At 50.4% G+C, this 22,361-nt stretch carries 18 protein-coding genes; 13 read left to right on the forward strand and 5 right to left on the reverse strand.

Annotated features, from left to right (window positions below):
- Positions 1–45: 45 nt before the first annotated feature.
- The 5 genes from AC0YNV_RS07505 to AC0YNV_RS07525 all read left to right on the forward strand — a co-directional run bounded on the left by AC0YNV_RS07505 (position 46) and on the right by AC0YNV_RS07525 (position 5,948).
- Complete coding sequence (locus AC0YNV_RS07505) at positions 46–735, forward strand: response regulator transcription factor (protein ID WP_475767110.1); 690 nt, start codon at positions 46–48, stop codon at positions 733–735.
- Entirely contained in the window at positions 732–2,588 is a 1,857-nt protein-coding gene (locus AC0YNV_RS07510) for a sensor histidine kinase (RefSeq protein WP_475767111.1), read from the forward strand. The genes AC0YNV_RS07505 and AC0YNV_RS07510 overlap by 4 nt, the downstream gene beginning before the upstream one ends.
- A 335-nt stretch (positions 2,589–2,923) precedes the next feature.
- On the forward strand, positions 2,924–3,100 hold the full coding sequence (locus tag AC0YNV_RS07515) for a hypothetical protein (RefSeq protein WP_475767113.1): 177 nt from the start codon (positions 2,924–2,926) through the stop codon (positions 3,098–3,100).
- Between the two features lie 120 nt (positions 3,101–3,220).
- The gene (locus AC0YNV_RS07520) at positions 3,221–4,486 is read left to right on the forward strand and encodes an FAD-binding protein (protein ID WP_475767115.1); all 1,266 of its coding nucleotides are present in this window, start codon (positions 3,221–3,223) and stop codon (positions 4,484–4,486) included.
- Between the two features lie 232 nt (positions 4,487–4,718).
- Complete coding sequence (locus AC0YNV_RS07525; protein ID WP_210040101.1) at positions 4,719–5,948, forward strand: MFS transporter; 1,230 nt, start codon at positions 4,719–4,721, stop codon at positions 5,946–5,948.
- Positions 5,949–6,061: 113 nt separating this feature from the next.
- Here the strand turns inward: AC0YNV_RS07525 and AC0YNV_RS07530 are convergent, their stop codons facing one another.
- Together AC0YNV_RS07530 and AC0YNV_RS07535 are read right to left on the reverse strand one after the other, a co-directional pair.
- A complete protein-coding gene (locus AC0YNV_RS07530) occupies positions 6,062–7,015 on the reverse strand; it encodes an L-lactate dehydrogenase (RefSeq protein WP_475767116.1) in 954 nt (317 codons plus the stop codon).
- Positions 7,016–7,282: 267 nt separating this feature from the next.
- On the reverse strand, positions 7,283–8,161 hold the full coding sequence (locus AC0YNV_RS07535; protein ID WP_475767118.1) for a LysR family transcriptional regulator: 879 nt from the start codon (positions 8,159–8,161) through the stop codon (positions 7,283–7,285).
- Positions 8,162–8,356: 195 nt separating this feature from the next.
- Between AC0YNV_RS07535 and zwf the strand changes: the two genes are divergently transcribed.
- From zwf to AC0YNV_RS07565, 6 genes are all read left to right on the forward strand, one after another.
- On the forward strand, positions 8,357–9,880 hold the full coding sequence (zwf, locus tag AC0YNV_RS07540) for a glucose-6-phosphate dehydrogenase (RefSeq protein WP_475767119.1): 1,524 nt from the start codon (positions 8,357–8,359) through the stop codon (positions 9,878–9,880).
- The gene (tkt, locus tag AC0YNV_RS07545) at positions 9,864–11,861 is read left to right on the forward strand and encodes a transketolase (RefSeq protein WP_475767338.1); all 1,998 of its coding nucleotides are present in this window, start codon (positions 9,864–9,866) and stop codon (positions 11,859–11,861) included. Before zwf ends, tkt begins: the two co-directional genes overlap by 17 nt.
- An 82-nt stretch (positions 11,862–11,943) precedes the next feature.
- Positions 11,944–12,609 carry a fructose-6-phosphate aldolase gene (fsa, locus tag AC0YNV_RS07550; RefSeq protein ID WP_210040097.1) on the forward strand — a complete coding sequence of 222 codons (666 nt, stop codon included), beginning with the start codon at positions 11,944–11,946 and terminating at the stop codon, positions 12,607–12,609.
- A 42-nt stretch (positions 12,610–12,651) separates the two neighbouring features.
- A complete protein-coding gene (locus AC0YNV_RS07555; RefSeq protein ID WP_475767121.1) occupies positions 12,652–14,001 on the forward strand; it encodes a glucose-6-phosphate isomerase in 1,350 nt (449 codons plus the stop codon).
- A gap of 16 nt (positions 14,002–14,017) precedes the next feature.
- Positions 14,018–15,430 carry an NADP-dependent phosphogluconate dehydrogenase gene (gene gndA, locus AC0YNV_RS07560; protein ID WP_475767122.1) on the forward strand — a complete coding sequence of 471 codons (1,413 nt, stop codon included), beginning with the start codon at positions 14,018–14,020 and terminating at the stop codon, positions 15,428–15,430.
- A gap of 456 nt (positions 15,431–15,886) precedes the next feature.
- The gene (locus AC0YNV_RS07565; RefSeq protein ID WP_475767340.1) at positions 15,887–16,708 is read left to right on the forward strand and encodes an alpha/beta fold hydrolase; all 822 of its coding nucleotides are present in this window, start codon (positions 15,887–15,889) and stop codon (positions 16,706–16,708) included.
- Positions 16,709–16,933: 225 nt separating this feature from the next.
- Here the strand turns inward: AC0YNV_RS07565 and AC0YNV_RS07570 are convergent, their stop codons facing one another.
- Entirely contained in the window at positions 16,934–18,073 is a 1,140-nt protein-coding gene (locus AC0YNV_RS07570) for an NADH:flavin oxidoreductase (RefSeq protein WP_475767124.1), read from the reverse strand.
- A gap of 222 nt (positions 18,074–18,295) precedes the next feature.
- Here AC0YNV_RS07570 and AC0YNV_RS07575 point away from each other — a divergent pair, with 222 nt between their 5' ends.
- Complete coding sequence (locus tag AC0YNV_RS07575) at positions 18,296–18,964, forward strand: helix-turn-helix transcriptional regulator (RefSeq protein WP_475767125.1); 669 nt, start codon at positions 18,296–18,298, stop codon at positions 18,962–18,964.
- Positions 18,965–19,471: 507 nt separating this feature from the next.
- Here AC0YNV_RS07575 and AC0YNV_RS07580 read toward each other — a convergent pair.
- Complete coding sequence (locus tag AC0YNV_RS07580; protein ID WP_475767127.1) at positions 19,472–20,656, reverse strand: cytochrome P450; 1,185 nt, start codon at positions 20,654–20,656, stop codon at positions 19,472–19,474.
- A 225-nt stretch (positions 20,657–20,881) separates the two neighbouring features.
- Here AC0YNV_RS07580 and AC0YNV_RS07585 point away from each other — a divergent pair, with 225 nt between their 5' ends.
- Positions 20,882–21,412 (forward strand): SRPBCC domain-containing protein, encoded by a 531-nt coding sequence (locus AC0YNV_RS07585; RefSeq protein ID WP_475767129.1) that lies wholly within the window; start codon positions 20,882–20,884, stop codon positions 21,410–21,412.
- Between the two features lie 175 nt (positions 21,413–21,587).
- Here AC0YNV_RS07585 and AC0YNV_RS07590 read toward each other — a convergent pair whose 3' ends face one another.
- Complete coding sequence (locus AC0YNV_RS07590) at positions 21,588–22,340, reverse strand: SDR family NAD(P)-dependent oxidoreductase (protein ID WP_475767131.1); 753 nt, start codon at positions 22,338–22,340, stop codon at positions 21,588–21,590.
- Between the last annotated feature and the right edge of the window lie 21 nt (positions 22,341–22,361).

Below are 22,361 nucleotides of genomic sequence, written 5' to 3' on the forward strand. Positions count from 1 at the left end.
GATATGATGGAACGGTAAACAAAGGACACGACTTGGGGGCTTCGCATGGACGTCAGGACGATTTTAGTTGTGGAGGATGAACCCATCCTGAGGGAAATCGTGAAAGATTATTTTCTGAATGAAGGGTATGAGGTGCTGGAGGCTGTGGACGGCGAACAAGCCTTGCAGCTGATTCAAGACAGGAAAGTGGACCTCATCATACTGGACATCATGCTTCCAAGACTTGATGGATGGTCAGTTTGCCGCCGCATACGGAAGACCTCCGATGTTCCGATTATCATGCTAACCGCACGCGTGGACGAAGACGACACGCTGCTGGGCTTCGAGCTTGGCGCCGACGATTACGTCACGAAGCCGTATAGTCCGCCGGTTCTGCTGGCCAGAGCAAAACGGCTGCTCGACAGCCGCTCGCGGCAAAGCCAATCGCCTGGCACAAGCGATTCGTTGATCCGTCACGGCATCCGCATCCATTTTCCATCGCGGACGGTGGAAAGCGATGGAGTCTCCATAAACCTCACGCATACGGAATTCGAGATTTTGAGCAGCCTGATGCAGAACCAGGGCATTGTGATGACCAGGGAGCAGATGATCACCAAAATCTGGGGGTACGAATACGCCGGCGACGATCGTACGATAAATACCCATATCCGCAATTTAAGAATCAAGCTGGGCGATAAAGCGAAGCTGATTACAACCATTGTCAGAACCGGCTACCGGTTCGGGGCAAGCGTATGACAAGCCGTATCGTACTGAAGCTGTTTCTGCTGACCATCCTGTTGTGTACGCTTATTTTGGCGTCTATATACATTGGGCAAACGGTATTTTTCAAGGATTATTATGTCAATCAGAAAGTGAAAGACATCCAGGCAAGCCTGCAAAGCTATAAGACGCAGTATGAATCCGGCGAGGGAGACGCCAGGCTCGCGCAATCGCTCGCGCAGGACTTTTACCGGGATCACGGCGCATGGCTGGCGGTTCTGGACCACAATGGGGAGCTGATCCAAACCGACGCGTTCGACATGGAATTGACCGGCGAGAGCCTGAGCGGCCAAACCGTGACCTATAAGGTGCCGCTGTATCACTTGGTGAGCGCGGACGAAGGGGAGGGTTTCAAAGACTTCCTTGCGGATCAAACGCCTTTCTGGATCTACGGCATCGTGAAAGGGAGCACGCTAATTCCGGCAGCCATCCGGACAGAGAATAACGGAAGCGGGATCAAAATCGAAACGTTCGAAAACGCGCGCTTGAAAAGGATAATGACCGACCTCGTAGCGGAGAAATTGAAAAAAATGGACGAGAGCCTGGCGGAGAAATTGAACCACGAATCGGACTTTAATGGCAGCAAGGCGGAGCTGTACGATCCGTTCACTTACATGCAGGGCAAAGTCGTGAAGACACGATTCCAGATGCTGGAGGATACGAATAGTCTGCTCTATACGAATGCATTGTTCCTCGATCAGATCAACGTCTTCCAGACGGAGCTGCTCTTGAAATACGCTCCCGGGGATGCGGGTCCTCAAACACTGGACTTCGAGCAGAGCAACGCGAAATACAAGCTGATCGTTCAGCCGATGCGCGGCTCCGACGGGAATACCGCCTATCTCTACGCGATGGCATCTCTCCAGCCGGTCGATGAAGCTGTGCAGATGGTCCAGAGCTACTATATGTACATTATCGCGTTTGTAGCGCTGCTGGTTCTGCTTGCTTCCTTTTACTACTCCATAACGATTGCAAGACCTCTGCTGCGGGTCAACCAGATGACGAAGAAGCTTGCCAGCCTTGACTTCACGGCAGTGATCCCGATTAACTCGAAGGATGAGATCGGCGATCTGTCCAGAAATATAAACTCGCTTTCGCAAACGCTGCATTCTTACATCAAGCAGCTACAGGATGACATTGAGAAGGAGAAGCGGCTGGAGAACACGCGCAAGGAATTTATATCCGGTGTATCGCATGAGCTCAAGACACCTCTCAGCGTGATGAAGAGCTGCATCTCCATTCTGAAGGACGGCGTGGCCGCCCACAAAAAGGATCACTATTTCGCAGCGATGGAGAAAGAAGTGGACAAAATGGATGCGCTCATCGTCGGGATGCTTGAGCTGGCCAAATATGAGTCGGGCACGTATCAATTGAAGATGGACGAGTTTGATATCGACAGTGTGATCGAAGCGGTTTGCGAGCAGTTCAGGGCGGAAATGGACGAGAAAATGCTGCGGCTGCACCTTCAGTTGTCTCCTGTCAAAGTTGTGGCCAGCCAGCTGCGCATTGAGCAGGTCATGACCAATTTTATAACAAACGCGATCCTGTATACGCCTGCAGGTCAAGCCATCAACGTGACCGCCATTGAAGAGGCGGATCGGGTCGCTGTCAGCGTGGAAAACGTTGGCGCGCGAATTCCGCCGGAGCAGCTGGATAAGGTATGGGACCGTTTCTACCGCGGAGACACTTCCCGCCAGCGTTCCATGGGAGGCACAGGGCTGGGACTGGCCATCTCGAAAAACATTCTGGAGCTTCACGGAGTGGAATACGGAGCCGCCAATACGCAGAATGGCGTCGCTTTTTATTTCTATCTGAATAAAAAGCAATAAAAGGCATGCAGCTGGTCATGGAACATGAAGATACACAGTATTTAAATTTGTCCCGAAACCGCAGGGAGCTTTCACCAGTTCACGCGGTTTTTTTGCGTTATGATGGAAAACTTTTGGCCAGGTGAAGGATTTGGAAGCAATCGGGATAACCAGAAACCGGGACACGCAGCATGGACTGCTTCGCCGGTATAATGGAGAAAAAGTATATTCAGTAGAAAACATGCCTGAAAGAAATTAATAGATAACATAATTATAGTTATGTAAACTAATAATTAAAAAGGTAACATAATTAATATTATGTTACCTAATTGCTGGTACGAGGAAATTTTTGGTTATTGAAAATTCGTAAAATTGTTCATGACGCCGAAGCTGGTGCAGCAGCCGCTGGTTGTCTGCTTCAGAATAAGAGAGACGGTGAAGAAATCCATGGGACTGATAAGGATAAAGGATTTATCGGCGGAGTTATTCGGATGGTCGGGCGGATCGTGCCAAAGCAGGAAGAAAAAATATAAGCACCCCTGAAAAGAATTGTCGTATTCGTTTGACCCCAAATTGAGGTATGATTAGCATGATGATAAAAGTTTTTTTCACAACGGGTATATTCGATACAGTACGGGAAGGAGCATGCACATATGGAAAATGATCGTAACTGGGCAGGCAACTACAGGTATAGCGCGTCTGAACTCCATGTTCCCGAAAACGTGGAGCAAGTGCAGGAATTGGTGGCTCGCAGCAGTCAAATCAAGGTGCTTGGCACGCGCCACTCTTTTAATGGTATTGCCGATTCTACTAATAGCTTTGTCTCGCTTCAGAAGCTTGACCGGGTGACAGCATTAGATCAAACGCGCAATACGGTAACGGTCCAAGCCGGAATCCGCTATGGAGAACTGTGCCAATATCTTCACGGCAACGGCTATGCGCTGCACAATTTGGCATCGCTGCCCCATATTACGGTTGCAGGCGCGTGTGCAACGGCTACGCATGGTTCCGGTGATCGGAACGGCAATCTTGCTACAGCGGTTCATGCCCTGGAGATCGTCAAAGCGGACGGAGAGGTGGCCGTAATCTCCCGTGATCAACAAGACGGGATCATTGACGGAGCGGTCGTTGGACTTGGGGGTTTAGGCGTCGTTACAAGCCTTACATTGGATGTGCTCCCGACATTTCAGATGAGTCAGCATGTTTACGACAACCTGCCTCTGGAGCAGCTTCAAGAGCACTTTGACGATATTTTCTCGTGCGGCTACAGTGTCAGTCTGTTTTCGGATTGGAAGAATGCATCATTCAATCAGGTCTGGCTGAAGCGCATCCTGACAGATCAAGTCTCCGATCAAGGAGAGCCTGATTTTTTCGGCGCGACACCTGCAACCGCACGGCGGCACCCGGTGCCGGGCTATGCATCGGAAAATTGCAGCGAACAGATGGGCATTCCGGGACCGTGGTACGAAAGGCTGCCGCATTTTCGCATGGATTTCACCCCAAGCGCCGGAGAGGAGCTGCAAAGCGAGTACTTCGTGCCGCGCCATGAGGCCTATCAGGCATTATGTGCAATTAACCAGATACGGGAGTACATAGCGCCGCTTCTTTATATTTCCGAGGTTCGCACGATTGCGGAAGACCATTTGTGGATGAGCCCTTGTTATAAGCAGGAGTCGGTAGCGATCCACTTTACGTGGAAATCCGATTGGGAGGCCGTTCAGCAGGTGCTGCCGATCATCGAAAAGCAGCTGGCTCCCTTCCAAGCCCGCCCGCACTGGGCCAAGCTGTTTACCATGCCGCCCGAACGGCTGCAGCCCCTGTACGAGAAGCTGCCCGACTTTCAACAGCTGCTCCTTCGTTACGACCCGCAGGGGAAATTCCGCAACGACTTCTTGAATAAATATATTTTGGCGAACTAAACAGCGGCAGTCCGGGACTTTATTCCAAGTCCATGGCTGCCGCTGTTTATATTTTGCACATTTATCGTTCCGGTTCACGCAGCAGACGATGAACTGGTCAACAATCGTCAGCTTATTTTTGTATGAACTATTCAACTGATGCCGTGTTAATAGTATAATGTATTCTGTTTTCACAATAAGCGGGCTGGACCAACCTCTAACTTCATTCTTATGGCTGGTCCTCGAAAGGGGTGTGAGCCGTATTTTATTTCAATCCAGCGATTCTATTCACAAGCAGCCTTCATTCACAAACTTCTGGGTCTCGCGAATTTTATCTTCAACCGCCTTCCAGATGCTCTCCGTGGCGATCGGATGGCAGATGTATGAGCTAACTCATGACGCTTTCAGCCTTGGACTTGTAGGGCTGGCCCAGTTCTTGCCCATGGTGCTGCTTACTTTCGTTGTTGGTCATGTCGCAGACCGTTTTGACCGGCGAAGAATTGTTTTTTTATGTCAGATCATCGAAGGCGGGATCGCCGCTCTTCTGCTAATCGGAAATTTTGCCGGGTGGCTTGGCCGTGAGCAAATCCTGGTGGCGGCGGCGATTATCGGTGCATGCCGTGCCTTCGAAGGCCCTTCGTCATCAGCGCTGCTGCCGCAGCTTGTTCCAAAAGCCATGCTCCAGCAAGCCGTCGCCTGGACTACCTCGGTCGGGCAAACGTCTCAAATTTTGGGTCCGTCTCTTGGGGGAGTGCTTTATTCATTAGGTCCTGCTTTTGTATACAGTACATCTACCATAGCGCTGCTGGTCGCCGGAATCCTCACCTTCCTGATCCGTATGGAGCCAAGCATCCGAAAGTCGGAACCCGTCTCCATGCGCTCTGTCTTCCTGGGCCTGGAGTTCATCTTTCGGCATCCCGTAATTCTGGGAACGATCTCGCTTGATCTTTTTGCCGTTCTGCTTGGCGGAGCTACGGCGCTTCTGCCGATATTTGCGCAGGATATTCTACATACAGGTGCTTGGGGATTAGGATTAATGCGAACTGCACCGGCAATTGGCGCATTATTAATGTCCGTCATCTTCTCCTATTATCCGCTTAAAAAGAACTTTGGACCCATGTTGTTCGGTGCTCTCGCCGTATTCGGACTGGCCACCATGCTCTTCGCCGTTTCGACGAGCCTGCTTATATCGCTGGTTGCCTTGTTCTTCGTCGGAGCTTCGGATGTGGTCAGCGTCGTGATCAGGTCTTCACTCGTGCAGCTGCAAACACCGGATGAGATGCGGGGCCGGGTGAACGCAGTGAATTCGCTGTTTATCGGGACTTCGAATCAATTAGGCGAGTTCGAGTCGGGTACACTGGCCGGATTTGTTGGAGCTGTTCCGGCTGCTTTCATCGGCGGTATAGGAACTATAGCCGTCGCTGGCTTATGGATGTATTTATTTCCGTCCCTCAGGCGCCTGCGGTCGTTAACGGAAAGTTAGCGGGATGGAGTAAACGTGATGATGCTCCGGGATAACCGAAGCAACACGCGGCGGAGAAATGAGGAGGGGCTTGCTCCTCTTAAGCTGGATATTACTATATATCAAGAGTTCTTTTACTTCAGATCCAGCGGAGCGGCTGCAGCACGGAGGACGGAGCAGGAATAGGCGAACTGTTCCTGTTCTTTCTCCGTCAGATTCAATTCGACCAGCTCGGCTATGCCGCGCCGTGTCAATATGGCCGGAACGCCCGCGCATAGTCCGTTAACCCCATATTCCCCCTCCAAAATCGCGGAGACTGCCGTTATCTTGTAATCGTCATTCAAAATAGAGCGGACGATATGTGCGATCGCATTTGCAATTCCGTAATGCGTCGATCCCTTCCGCTGCATAATTTCCCATCCGGCGTTGCGTGTTTTCGCAGCAATTTCGTCGAGCTTGATATGTCCGAACCGGTGGGGATGCTGGGCCAGAATGTCCAATATCGGCTTGCCGCCAATCGTTACATGCGACCAGGCTGGGAACTGGGAGTCTCCGTGCTCACCGAGCACATACCCCTGCACGCTCCGCGGGTCGACGGGCAAAAACTCGCACAGCAGCGTCTTCAGACGGGAAGAGTCGATTGAAGTGCCGGTTCCGATCACTTGGCCGCGAGACAAACCTGATAGCTTCCACACCATGTAGGTGACGATATCGACCGGGTTCGCGGCCACGACGAAAATACCGTTGAAGCCGCTCTTCATGATAAGGGGAATAATCGTTTTATAAATCTCATAAGAACTGTCCAAGAGAGCAAGCCGGGTGCCGCCCGGAATCGGACTTGCCCCCGCACATAGAACAACGATGTCGGCATCGCCGCAATCCTCATAACCGCCGGCGTAAACTTTCGTCCGTGTATGTGTGAAATCCATACAATGCGACAGGTCGAGCGCCTGCGCGTAAGCACGTTCAGCCGTCCTGTCGATCAGCAGAATTTCGTCACAGATCGACTGATTAACCATCGAATATGCACAGCTCGCCCCAACAAATCCAACGCCGACAACCGCCACTTTCCGTGTTTTGCTTCCCATTGCCCGATCCCCCGTTCTCGTGATGCATTTGCTTCTATTATATGATATTGCGCGGTTAAGTTGTCACTATTGTGTAATAAAGAATCACATTAACCAGACAAGCTTTAAGCAGAGACCACAGGGGCAGTTATTATTTCTCGCCTCCAACTGAAAAAACCGCCAAACCCTTGATTATCAAGGGTTTGGCGGTTTTGAGCGTGTTATAGATTCATTCAGGCACAGCTTATTCTGCAATTGAAGCATGATCCTCAACGATTATATGAGACGCTATCGAACCAGCTCAATAAACCTGCTTGCTGTGCTGGAAAGCGGCATATTGCGCATAATCATCAGCCCCACATGAGAAGGCGGCAGCCGCACGTCCAGCTGAATCTCGAAGAGGGAACCCTCTTCCAGCTCCTTCGATACAAATTCCCTGGTCACATAAGAGATTCCAAGACCCTTCCGCGCAAACTCGATGAGAAGATCCACGCTTCCGACCTCGATCTCAGGCTTGAGAGTATAACCGTAGCTTTGAAATAATTCCGTAATGGCCATTCGCGCCCGGCTGTTGCGCGAGAATAGGATGACGGGGTACTGGAGCAGCATATCCAGCGATAGAACCACATCCTTTAGCTCGGCATAACGGGCCCCCGCTACAAAGCAATCCTGCAGCTGGATACTTTCCCGCACCTCAAGCTGGGAATCGCCGATAGGCATCCGAACGACGCCCAAATCAATTCTGCCTTCTTTTAAGAAAGCGATGATTTCCGGCGTCGTTCCATGGTTCAGGTGAAGCCGGATGCCGGGATGCTTCTGATGAAAATCCTCCAGGTAGGGAAGCAAATAATGCTTGAACAGCGAATCGCTTCCGCCGATCCGCAGCTCGCCGCTGTCCAGATTTTTAAGCGCGGCCATTTTTTCTTCAGCCAGCGAAATCAAAATCTGGGACTGCTCAATATAGGAATACAGAATGGCGCCTTCTTGCGTCAGCGCAACGCCTTTGGAATTCCGGTAAAACAGCGTAATGCCGAAGCTGTCTTCCAGCTGTTTGATGGCGTGGCTGACGCTCGGTTGGGTAAGATATAAGGCCTTGGCAGCCTGGGTCAAACTGCCTGTCTTCGCAGCCCAATAAAAAACTTTGTACAATTCGTAATTATTGGTCATAGACGTGGTCTATAGCTCCTGTCAAATATATTAATTACACGTATAGATGATAATCGTATTATAGTGGAAATACGAAAAAGAAACCAGAGCTTGCGGATTGGAAAGCAGTCATGCTGCCCCAATGCCGGACGATCAAGCATAAAACAACTGACGATCGTCCTTCGGCGGAAAGCTCTGATGGAAGGAGAATGAAAAATGGATCCAACAACCTTTGTTTTGTTTGGAGCGACAGGGGATTTAGCCAAAAGAAAAATTTACCCTGCCTTGTATAATTTATTCGTCGATCAGAAGCTGCCTGAATCCTTCTCCTTGATTGGCCTTGGAAGAAGAGAATGGACTGATGAATCCTTTCAGGCAAATGTCGAGCAGTCTCTTCGTATGTTTTCCAGACGCGAACCGGACGATTCCGCATCGATGCAAAAATTTCTCAGCGCGTTTCGTTACAGCGTTTTGGATATTGGCCGTAAAGAGGATTACCAGAAGCTCCTGCAGCTGGTCGAACAGCGGGAAGAAGAGCTGCACATTTCGCCGAATCGCCTGTTTTACTTATCGGTTGGCCCTGAATTTTTTGAAACGATTGCAGCGAACATCGGGGAGAGCGGGCTTGGTTCCGCGGATGGCTGGAAGCGTCTGGTGATCGAGAAGCCTTTCGGTCATGATTTGCAATCCGCCCGGGATTTAAATCAGAAGCTGAGCAAAGATTTTACGGAGGAAGAGATTTTCCGGATCGATCATTATCTCGGCAAGCCGATGGTGCAGAAGCTTGAGATTCTGCAGCAGTCCAATCCGGTCATCCATGCGCTTTGGACCAACCGTTACATTGCCAATGTGCAGATTACCGCAAACGAAACAGTCGGCGTTGAAGAAAGAGCGGGTTATTACGATCATGTTGGCGCAGTAAGAGACATGTTCCAAAACCATATGCTGCAATTGCTTATGATGCTGACGATTCACCTCCCGAACAATAGCAGCTCCGAAAGAGTTCGCTTCAAGAAGAAAAAAGTGATGGAAGACCTCGAGCCCATTGAAAAACAGAATGTGGCCGCCAACATCATCCGCGCACAATACAAAGCGGGAACCATTCAAGGGAAACCGGTCATCGGTTATACTTCTGAACCGGGAATTGCGGATTCATCCATGAACGATACGTTTATTGCCGCCAGACTGCAAATCGATGATTTCTTTTGGCGGGGGGTTCCTTTCTACATCCGGACAGGCAAAAGAATGAAGGAAAAATCAACGCGGATCGTCATTGAGTTCAAAGAACCGCTGAAGTCCTCCCAGGCCGACGAGGATAGCAAAGTGCCTAATCTTCTCGTATTTGAAATTAGTCCGAACGAAGGCATTACGCTTCAATTAAATACAAGGGATCCCCACCATAAAGGGGAGTTTACACCCATTAATATAGATTTTCATACGAGCAGGGACGATGTTCCCGAGGCTTACGAAAACTTGATTTTCGACGCTCTGCACGGAGACCCCACGTTCTTCGCGCATTGGGACGAAGTCGAATTGTCCTGGAAATGGGTTCAACCGGTTCTCGAAGCATTCGAGGAGAATCTGGTTCCGCTTCATCTGTATGCAGCGGGTACTTACGGACCTGCCGAGTCCAACGCGCTGCTGGCGGAGGATGGCTTTCATTGGTGGTTTGATGCCAAACCTGAACAAGAAATCGAATTAAAAGAGGGAGAACAATATGTCTATCACAAAAACAATTGATCAGCTAGCAATCGATACGATCCGTACCTTGTCAATCGACGCCATTAACAGCGCCAACTCCGGTCATCCAGGTCTGCCAATGGGAGCTGCGCCGATGGCATATACGCTTTGGTCCAGACTGCTCAATCACAATCCCGGCCATGCGAAGTGGTTTAACCGCGACCGTTTCGTTCTTTCTGCGGGCCACGGTTCAGCCTTGCTGTACAGCCTTCTGCATTTGTCCGGCTATCAGGTAACGCTTGATGATTTGAAACAATTCCGCAAGCTGAACAGCAAAACGCCGGGACATCCCGAATTTGGGCACACGGATGGCGTAGATGCCACGACAGGTCCTCTGGGACAAGGGATTGCCATGGCAGTCGGGATGGCGATGGCCGAAGCTCATCTGGCCTCGAAATTCAATCAGAACGGCTTTCCGGTTGTGGATCATTATACGTATGCGCTCGTCGGTGACGGCTGTTTGATGGAAGGGATCTCCTATGAGGCGATGTCCATGGCAGGACATATGAAGCTGGGCAAATTAATCGTCTTGTATGATTCCAACGACATCTCATTGGACGGAGCGCTGAACCTTTCCTTCGGGGAAAACATCCAAAAAAGAGCTGAATCGGCTCATTGGGAATATCTGAGGGTCGAGGATGGCAACGACGTTTCGCGAATTGCCGAAGCAATCGCGGCGGCCAAGCAAAACGATTCGCAGCCAACCATTATCGAAATCCGGACAATTATCGGTTACGGCAGCAAGGTAGCCGGAACGAACAAAGCGCACGGCAATCCGCTGGGCAAAGATGAAGCCAAGGCAACCAAGGCAGCTTATGGCTGGCAGTATGAAGAAGAGTTCACCGTTCCGGCGGAAGTCAAAGCTCATTTCGACCAGCTTAAGCATAAAGGCGCGGCCAAAGAAGCAGAATGGGACCAATTATTCGCTTCTTATAAAGCGCAGTATCCTCAGCAGGGCAAGGAGCTGGAGCAAGCGATCGACGGCTCCGTACTGCTTGATGCGGCAAATATTCTTACCTTCGACGCCTCCAAAACCGTTTCAACCCGTATCGCGAGCGGAGAAGCGATCAATCACTATGTGAAAACTGTTCCTTCAATTTTTGGAGGCAGCGCGGATCTGTCGCATTCGACGATGACGGATATCGGCGGAGAGCAAACATTCGCCGTTCAATCCTATTCGGGACGCAACATTTACTTTGGTGTCCGCGAGCATGCGATGGGCGCAGCCGGCAATGGGATGGCCCTGCATGGAGGCATTAAACCTTTCGTCAGCACCTTCTTCGTATTCAGCGACTATTTGCGCCCGTCCATTCGCTTGGCTGCGCTGCAAAAGCTGCCCGTGACTTATGTGTTTACCCATGATTCCATTGCCGTCGGGGAAGATGGACCTACTCATGAGCCCGTCGAGCACCTGGCTGCACTTCGCACCATTCCCGGACTTACGGTCATCCGGCCAAGCGACGCCAACGAAACGGCAAGCGCATGGGCCTATGCCCTGCAGCAAAATGAAGGCCCGGTAGCTCTGGTGCTGAGTAGACAGAATCTGCCCGTATATGAAGAAACCAAAGCCAATGTTGACAAGGTAGCGAAGGGAGCCTATGTCCTGACGGAAACAGGCGGTCAGCCGGACGTCATCCTGATCGGAACCGGATCCGAGGTTTCTCTTGCCGTAAGCGCCAAAGCGGAGCTGGAGCGGGACAATATTTCAGTACGCGTAGTCGCTATGCCGAGCAGAGAACTGTTCGATCGTCAATCCGATGCCTACAAAGAGAGCGTGCTTCCTGCTTCCGTCAAGAAGCGGCTGGCCATCGAAGCAGGCATTTCACTCGGCTGGGAGCGTTATACGGGACCCGCTGGCAGCGTATTGTCTATCGATACGTTCGGCGCTTCAGGTGCAGGCTCAGCAGTTATGGAATACTTTGGTTTCTCTACGGCTAATGTGGTTCGCTTGACGAAAGAATTACTGAATAAAACGAACTAATAATGATCAAGAAGAAGCGGCAGCACAGCCGCATGTTATGAAATTCAATAAATCAGCAACTAAAAAACGGAGGTAATCAACTATGAAATTTTTTATCGATACTGCAAATGTGGAAGACATCAAAAAAGCGTATAAAATCGGCGTATTATCAGGCGTTACAACGAACCCTTCTCTTGTAGCCAAGGAAGGCGTTAAATTCGAGGACAGGATTGCGGAAATCCTGCAGTTAGTGCCCGAGGTTGAATCCGTTTCTGCCGAAGTAACGCCTGACGCGCTAACAGCCGAGGAAATGATCGCGCAAGCGAATGAACTGATCAAAATCAACAATAACGACAAAAACATCACCATCAAGCTGCCGATGACGCTGGCCGGTTTGGAAGCCTGCCGTTATCTGACCAAAAAAGGCGTCAAAACAAATGTGACGTTGATTTTCACGGTGAATCAGGCACTCTTGGCTGCCCGCGCTGGCGCTACCTATGTATCACCGTTTCTTGGCCGCCTGGACGATATTTCGGAAGACGGCGTTCAATTGATCGTAAAAATCGCTGAACTGTTCCGCACGCACAAGCTGGATGCGCAAATCATAGCGGCATCTGTCCGCCATCCGGATCACGTGACCCGCGTAGCCATGGCAGGCGCACATATTGCAACGATTCCCTTCGCGGTTATCGAGCAAATCTCCAAGCATCCTCTGACGGATCAAGGAATGGAGAAATTCGCAGCTGATTGGAAGAAAACAACGCTTTAAGATGCGCTCAAGATAATTTCGAAATCAAAGGAGATGTTCCCTGTGGCTGTTTCATTTGATTATTCCAATGCATTATCGTTTATCGGACAGCATGAAGTGGATTACTTCAGCGAGTTTGTGAACGCGGCTCATCATATGCTTCATGAGAAGAAAGGACCCGGATCCGATTATCTGGGCTGGGTGAATCTGCCGCTTCAATATGATCAGGAAGAATTTGCAAGAATCAAACAGGCTGCCGAGCGTATTCGCAGCCATTCCGACGCCTTGATCGTCATTGGCATTGGCGGTTCCTATCTGGGCGCAAGATCCGCGATCGAAGCGTTGTCCCATACGTTTCATAATCAAATGGACGGGAATACCCAAGTCTATTTTGCCGGACAAAATATCAGTTCGACATACATCACCCATTTATTGGAGCTGCTGGAGGGCAAGGACATATCCCTGAATGTCATTTCCAAGTCGGGAACGACGACGGAGCCGGCAATCGCATTCCGTATTCTGCGGGATTATATGGAGAAGAAATATGGCAAAAGCGAAGCGCAGAAGCGTATCTTTGCCACAACCGATTCCTCCAAGGGCGCATTAAAAAAACTGGCCGATGAAGAAGGCTATGAAACTTTTGTCATTCCCGACGATGTAGGCGGACGCTATTCCGTGCTTACAGCCGTTGGACTTCTGCCCATTGCTGCTGCCGGGCTCGATATCGATCAAATGATGGCGGGAGCCGCAGCCGCAGCAAAGAAATACAATAATGCCGATCTTGCCGCCAATGAGAGCTATCAATATGCGGCCGTCCGCAATGCTCTTTACCGCAAAGGAAAATCCATCGAGCTGCTGGCTAATTTTGAACCGTCCCTGCATTTTGTTTCGGAGTGGTGGAAGCAGCTGTTCGGCGAAAGCGAAGGCAAAGACCAGAAGGGGCTTTATCCCGCATCCGTCGATTTCACAACCGATCTGCATTCCATGGGACAATATGTCCAGGAAGGCCGGCGTGATCTCATTGAGACAGTCCTCTCGGTAAGGAAACCCCGGGTTGAGCTGACCATTCAGGAGGATTCGGGCAATCTGGACGGATTGAATTTTGTCGCGGGCATGACGATGGACGAAGTGAACAAGAAGGCCGCCCAAGGCACCCGCCTTGCCCATGTTGACGGAGGCGTGCCCAATCTAATTGTTGAGCTGGATGAGCTGAATGAATACACGTACGGCGAAATGGTGTACTTCTTTGAGAAGGCATGCGGCATCAGCGGCCTGCTGCTCGGGGTGAACCCGTTTGACCAGCCTGGCGTGGAAGCATACAAGATCAATATGTTTGCACTGCTGGGCAAGCCTGGATTTGAAGCGCAAAAAGCGGAGCTCGTGAAACGTTTATCTGCAGCAGGACAGGAATAACAAGGAGGGAATAACAATGAGCAAACAGCAAATTGGCGTGGTTGGATTGGCCGTCATGGGTAAAAACCTGGCCTTGAATATCGAAAGCAAAGGATTCTCGGTTTCTCTATATAATCGTTCAGCCGAGAAAACAAATGAACTTGTGGCGGAAGCGCAAGGAAAGAATCTTGTAGGCACCTACAGCATCGAGGAATTCGTGCAGTCGCTTGAGACGCCGCGTAAAATATTAATCATGGTCAAAGCGGGACAACCGACAGACGATACGATTAATCAGCTCGTGCCTTACCTGGATCAAGGCGATATTCTGATCGACGGCGGAAACGCCTTTTTCCCTGACACGCAAAGAAGAAATAAAGAGCTGCAGGCACAAGGCTTCCGCTTTATCGGCGCTGGAGTCTCGGGCGGGGAAGAGGGTGCGCTGAACGGCCCTGCGATAATGCCAGGCGGGCAAAGAGACGCCTATGAGCTGGTAGAGCCTATCCTGACCGCCATTTCGGCCAAAGTGAACGGCGATCCTTGCTCCACCTATATCGGAGCAGACGGCGCAGGCCACTATGTCAAAATGGTGCACAACGGCATCGAATACGGCGACATGCAATTGATTGGCGAAGCGTATCATCTGCTTAAGGATGTATTGAACTTGAATACAAGCCAGCTGCATGACATTTTCACCGAATGGAACAATGGCGAGCTGGACAGCTATTTGATCGAAATCACGGCCGATATTTTCGCGAAAACAGATCCGGATACAGGCAAACCGATGGTGGACGTCATCCTCGATTCGGCAGGACAAAAAGGAACCGGAAAATGGACAAGTCAAAGCGCATTGGATTTGGGCGTTCCTTTGTCCATTATTACCGAATCCGTATTTGCCCGCTTTATCTCCGCGATGAAAGAAGAACGCACGGCAGCAAGCAAGCGGCTGAATGGCCCTGCGGCATCAAGCTATGACGGCGATCCCGGTGAATTCATCGAAGCCGTCCGCAAAGCTTTGTATACAAGCAAAATCGCATCGTATGCGCAGGGCTTTGCGCAAATGAGGGCTGCTTCCGACGCATACAACTGGGATTTGAACTATGGCAGCATTGCGATGATATTCCGCGGCGGATGTATAATCCGTGCAAGATTTCTACAAAATATCAAGGATGCTTATGACCGCGACCCGGCTCTGAAAAACCTCCTTCTGGACGAATACTTCGGCGGAATCGTGGATAACTACCAGGAAGCCTGGAGAAAAGTCATCTCAATTGCCGTAACCAGGGGAATCCCGGTTCCTGCTTTTGCTTCCGCTCTGGCATATTACGACAGCTACCGCACAGAGAGACTACCGGCTAATTTGCTGCAGGCGCAAAGGGATTATTTTGGGGCTCATACATTCGAGCGGCTTGATCAAGAAGGAAGCTTTCACTTTCAATGGATGAAAAATTAACGGTAAAAGTTCATTGGAATATTAATATCATTAATTAACTGCAAAAAGGGCACTCCGTCCGGATACCATGAAGTTTCAGATTTCATGGTATCCGGCACAGGGGTGCTTTTCATGTTGTCATCTTCCAGGACGGAATCACTGGTTGATTCATAATAAAAAAATATTTTTCGAATGTGTCGATTTTGCCGATATATAGTCGTCGCCTTAATAGAGGCCGGGGTTTCGTTAACTGATTTGAACAGGGCAGAACAATTGAACACATGTAATCAATTCGGCGTGCTGCCGTCTGCACCTGAAACGGGATAGGATAAACTGAAGTACTGAATGAAGCACATGCAATCTCGTCGGTCAGTGAAGCATTCCCGGGTCACGTTAAAGGCGGCAGTTCAAGGATCTGTCCGTGGTTTGAAGAAACTCACATTAAATAATCTGCAGCAGCAGCAAAGGAGATACATGATGAACACAGCAATTTCAAGAGACAGCACCAGAATCGCTTATGACAAGGTTGGACAAGGGCCGTCACTCGTATTGGTAGCAGGGGCGTTCAGTTACCGCAAATTTCCGGGACAGGTGCAGCTGGCTGGTCTGTTGTCAGAGCACTTCACGGTCTACAATTACGACCGGCGCGGCCGCGGCGACAGCGGAGACACCCAGCCATATGCCATAGAACGCGAGATTGAGGATCTACAGGCCATGATAGAAGAAGCCGGCGGATCGGCAAATGTTTGGGGGTTGTCGTCCGGAGCGGTTCTTGCCCTGCAGGCAGCGGCAAAGGGGTTGAATATCACAAAGATGGCCCTGCATGAACCTCCATTTGTGGTCGATGCAGCGGACCGCAAGCCGCCCGAAAATTTCCTCAAACATGTTTCCGGGCTTATAGCCGCCAATCGCCGGGCTGAGACCATCAAGTACTTCATGACCCAGGGCATGGGCGCCCCTTCATTCGTTATCAGCTTGATGCGCATTATGCCAGGCGTTTGGTCCAGACTCATGGCCGTTGCCCATACGCTCCCTTACGATGCGGCCTTGCTGGATGGATATATGGACGGCAAGCCGCTGCCTGTTAGCCTGTGGAGTGCGGTCACGATGCCAACGCTCGTGCTCGAAGGCACGGAAAGCCCGGCATCATTGCGTCATGGCGCCCAGGCGCTGGCGAACGTACTTCCCAATGCGCAGCTGCTGAGTAAAAAGGGACTCGGCCATACAAAAAAACTTGATGCACAACGAATTGCGGAGGAGCTTACAGCCTTCTTTGACCCAAACGGCAAGGGGAGATAGCTGAACCTTTGGCAGCTCTCCCAGGTTGATGAACCAGGTGATTGAAGACTGTAGCAGACCTGCTGTACAGCGAATCGAGTGGAGCTGGAGAATATACCAAATGAATCAGCCGCGGCGAACAGGCTGTCTCAAAGGTCATCAATTGACCTTTTGAGACAGCCATTTTTTGCTCTGACGTAAATGGGCAGAGCGACAGTCTCTATCCTCATGCCGGACTCTCAGGCATTATATCAGGGTTTTTAGCGCATCCGAGGTGAAAGGGTTCAATTCTTCCCACCGTCCACCCCGAACTTTCATGGCCCATTCCGGATCCGCCAACAACGATCGTCCAACCGCCACCAGATCAAATTCATTATGGCTCAACCTTTCGATCAAGTCTTCAATACCGGTTGTCCCGGTCACCTTTCCCGGCATTAATGAACTCATGAATTCTTCTTCAAGGCCAACTGATCCAACGGTGATCACGGGTTTTCCCGTGATAGCCCGGACCCAGCCGGCCAGGTTCAGGCTGGAGCCCGCAAATTCCGGCTCCCAGAACCGGCGTGTCGAGCAATGGTAGGCATCAACGCCAGCGGCTGTCAGCGGCTCCAGGAACGCAGCCAATTGCTCCGGTGTGTCCGCCAGCCTGGCCGTAAACGATGAAATTTTCCATTGCGATATGCGAAGCATGATGGGGAAATCGGGTCCAACGGCTTTCCTGACGGAAGCAATCACCTCGGCAGCGAAGCGGGTACGCCCCTCGTAGTCTTCACCGCCATACCGGTCCGATCTCCGATTGGTGTGTTTCCAGAAAAATTGATCGATCAAATAGCCGTGCCCGCCATGGATCTCTATACCGTCGAACCCCAGTCTCTTTGCGTCTGCAGCGGCATTGGCATATGCATCAATAACGAAGCGGATATCCGTTTCGGTCATAGGCGTGGTTACCGGGCTGCCGTTCAGATCGAGACCGGACGGCCCGATTGGGAGTGATTCCGGATCCGCCGATTCCAAGACCGACCGGGTCATGCCAACATGCCATAGCTGGGGGAAGATCAGGCCGCCTGCTTCATGTACTTGCTCAACGACGGCGGACCAACCTGCAAGCGCAGGACCGTAGAAATGGGGAACATTCGGATTATCCGCTGCCGAAGGATGGTTAATAACCGTACCTTCCGTTATGATCAGTCCCACGCCATTCTCCGCACGGCGCCGGTAATAACGGGCCACATCAGGTCCGGGTATCCCGTTTGGCGAGAACGCTCTCGTCATTGGCGACATGACGATTCGATTCCGCAGATTCAATTTGCCAAGCGTGAACGGAAGAAATAAAGGTTGAACGGAAGGGTGGACGGGTGGGGCGTCTGATTCTGAATATCTGCTCATGGGCAGGTCCTCCTTGAATGGATGCAGTTTTTATATCTAAGCACAAGCATGGCAGCAGTATTTGTTCCTCTGTCCCTATTCACTTTTAATTATACATACTTTATAAAGTTTTAATTTACAAACCAAATTTATCCTGAGTCATTTACTTTGTCAAGATTTTTCTTTACAATGTGGAGCATGCAGATATCGTTCGGAAATCAAGTCATTGGAGGCAGTTCCATTATGAGTAAGAAAGATCAGTCATCCGTAACATCCACTCGAAGAGCGATTGTAACATTGCTGAAACAGCACGGGCCTATGGATGCCATTACATTAGCGTCCAGGCTGACATTGACGGGGATGGCAGTGCGTCAGCATTTATATGAGCTGCAGAACCAGCAGGTTGTTGAATATGAAGAAGAGGCTCGCCCTATGGGCAGGCCGGCCAAGATATGGAAGCTGACATCCCAAGCCAATCTCTGGTTTCCAAATGGATACCAGCAGTTATCGGTCGGCTTGCTTGGCGCCATAAGAATGTCATTCGGGGACGAGGGAATCCGGAAGGTGCTGGAATCCCAAAATCATACAAAAAAGATTCAATACCAAGAGCTTATGTCCGGTGCAGCCGGCCTGCGGGACAAGCTTCAAAAGCTGTTCACGATCCGCATGAACGAGGGATATTTTGCCGAGGTTCAAGAGCTGGAGGATGGCAGTTTTTTATTTGTGCAGAAGCACTGCCCGATTCTGGAGGCCGCCGCTGTATGCAATGGTTTTTGCCGTAACGAGCTGGAACTCTTTCAATCCGTGCTGGGAGACCATGTGCTGATTGAACGGGTTGAGTATCTTTTATCAGGCGGCAGCCGCTGCGCTTACCGGATAACGGAATTGCACAAAGAGGTCATTCCATTCTGATATGAGATTACGAGGAGGGGCAGCATGCGATTTGAGGAGTATCAAATTAACCAATGGTTAGAGAATAGCTGAAATCAAACGTGCATTCATTCAGTATGCAATATAACGTCGATATTGGACTTAAACCAGAGGAACTGGCCTCTTTGGATATGGAGCTCCTGCTCCCGTTGAGAGATTTAATCCGCGGAATTGTGCTGACTAAGACGAATAAGCCGAATATGCAGGCAGCTTATAACTCTTTGCGTTTACGAAAATTATCATGTAAAACGGAGTTCGGAGCCGTTAAGGACTCGGATGAATAACTGAAATACGATCGATACTACATGTTCAGAAAACTTGAATATAGTATTTATGGATTAATATATAGGTCCCAAATGTCAGAACGGCTCAATCGCAAAATGATGCGAAGCGAGCCGTTCCTGGTTTGAGTGCAGCTATTTAATATAGTTAATCATTTACAATCATTTGAAAGATGACCTGAGCATACTTTACATAGCCGCACGCATACTAGCTTTGTGTGGCGAAACGAAGCGGCAGGCTCTTTACGCCATGTACGATAAATCCGCGTGCCGGCTCCAGCGGCTCCGTGTTTTGCCGGGCAAGCTCCGGCAGTCGGTTCCTCACCGCTGTCAGTGCGACTTTGGCCTCCAAACGGGCGAGCGGCGCTCCGAGACAAAAGTGGATGCCTTGGCCGAAGGCCAAATGCGCGTTGGATTCCCTGGATATATCAAAACGGGCAGGTTCGTCAAACTTTGCTTCATCCCGGTTGGCAGAGCCGATCCATGCCACAACGCGGGTTCCTTGCGGAATCGTTTGGTCCCCGATCTGCACATCCTGTTTGGCGGTTCGAAACATGGCCTGCACAGGAGAACGAAAGCGGAGCACTTCTTCAATGGCATTGGGCAGCATTTCCGGCCGGGATACAAGCTTGTCCCACTCAGCCGGATGCTCCAGAAAAGCAAGAACGGCATTGCCAATGAGATTGGTGGTCGTCTCATTACCGGCTACCAGCAGCAAGCGGCAAAAAGACAGGATGTCCGATTCCGACAGATGAGAGTTTCCTTCTTCTGCTGCCAGCAATGTGCTGACCAGATCATTTTGAGGCTGGACCCGGCGCTGCGCGATGATGTCTTTGAAATAGTCGTTCATCTCCATATGTGCCTGACGGGATCCTGCTTGGCCGCCGCCGATTATGGCATCGGCGCCCGCCACGATTTCGTCCGACCATTCCTTGAAACGATCACGGTCTGCGGCAGGCACTCCCAGCAATTCAGCAATCACAATAACGGGAAGCGGATAAGCAAAGTCTCTGATCAGATCGAGTTCGCCAGTATTGGCGTTTTTATCCAGCAGCTCATTCGCAATTTCTTCAATTCTTGGCTCGAGAGCGGCGACGGCTTTTGGAGTAAATGCGCGATTTACTAAAGAACGCAGGTCGGTATGCCTTGGAGGGTCCGTAGTAATCAAGCTGAATCCTTCTTGCTTTTGTTCAGATGGTTCTGCGGCCTTGGCTTGGCCATTCGCTCCCGAGGAGAAATGGGCATGGTCGGTCAGTACCGTTTTGACGTGATCATAGGTAAACACGGACCATAACTGAAGCGATTCCATATACGCGACGGGTTGATTTTTTCTGAACATCTCATAAACAGGATACGGATTTGATAAAAACTCAGGAGATAGTAGATTAATCATAATTGGACACCATCCTTTGAGAAAGTTTGCTGACAACTAGGAATATACAGGAAAGTATCCGGAGATACAAACTTTAGAGCATCCGGAGCCTCGCGCTGAAGCATTCTTCCTATCAATATGGCAGCTATTTACCAAATATATTCCTTTACAGGAATATTCCATTTAGGGTATATTGTAAACAGGAATTACTGCTGCTTTGATTAATCTTGAATGGTGGAATTTGAAATGACTGAAAGCCATGCAGCAAAGAACATGACAGCGAAAATGGAAGATAACGAACTGGTAATCACACGTGTCTTTAATGCGCCTCGCGAGCTTATGTTCAAAGTATGGTCCGAGGCTGAGCATCTGAAGCACTGGTGGGGACCGAAGGGATTCAACTGGGGTTACGCTGAACTGGATTTCCGTCCGGGCGGTTTTTTCCATTACAGTATGCAATCCCCGGATGGTTACCTAATGTGGGCCAAATTTATTTATCATGAAATTGAGGCACTGGAGAAGATCGTTTGGGACAACTGTTTTTCGGATGAGGAGGGCAATATTGTCCGGCCAGATTTCAGTGATCAGTTCCCGCTGAAAATACGCAATGTTCTGACCCTTGCTGAAAATGACGGCAAAACCACCATTACCCTGCGCGGCGGTCCGATCCATGCAACCGAGGAAGAACGAAGCTTCTTTGCAGGCATGTTCGAGTCCATGAAGGAAGGCTTCGGCAATACTTTCGATCAGCTCGATGAATATCTGGCGAAGGTTTGACGGGAATTATTAATACCCCGAAGGATGAAGGTAAATCATTCTTTTAAATAAATCGCAATAGCAGAGGAGCTAGCCCTTAAGGCAGCTCCTCTTTGGTTTATGAATAGACAATACACCAATTGCTTATACGGTACTGGAAGGTATGAGAAAGTGGGGGAACAGCATAGGGGAGAGGTCAGGCAATCACAAGACCGCCGTCAACCGCGATGATTTGTCCCGTGATCCAGCCTGCCTCCGGAGCGGCCAAATTCACAATCCAGCGTGCTACATCATCCGGCTCGCCACGGCGGCCGAGCGGGATAGCCTGGCGCTCCTGCTCCTTGACGGCTTTGATTTGCTCATCGGAAAGTCCCATCCGCTCGCGGAGGAAATCCGTCTCGACCGGACCGGACGCAACAGCATTCACGCGAATGCCCTTCGGGGCGAGCTCAAGCGCCCAGCAGCGGGTCAAATGCTCCAAAGCTGCCTTGCTCGCGGCATAAAGCGACAGCCCGGCAGCCGCCTTGCTTCCATAGGTACTCGACAAATTGATAATTGTGCCTTTCGTTTTTTCCAGGTACGGGATGGCGGCGGCAGCAAGCAGTGTTGGGCCGGCGACATTGACGTTGAAAATATCAGAGATCGACTTTGCATTTGCTTGGATGAGCGGCTGGAGGTTGCCGCCACCTGCATTGTTGACGATGACATCGAGGCGCCCCCAATGTTCGATGGCAGCTTCGACCGTCCGGGCAGCCGAATCCGGATCGCTTGCATCCGCCGCAAAACCCTTAATGTCCGGGTTGCCGGCCGATATTTCTTCCAAAGCAGCTTTTCGCCGCCCGGTGATGAGCACCTTTGCTCCATTTGCAGCAAACAGCTTTGCCGCTGCAAGTCCGATACCCGCGCCGCCACCTGTGATAATAACAACCTTGTCTTCGAGTATATTCATAAGATTCTCCTTCAGTTTTAA

The sequence above is a fragment of the Paenibacillus sp. JT31N11 genome (genome assembly GCF_056269285.1).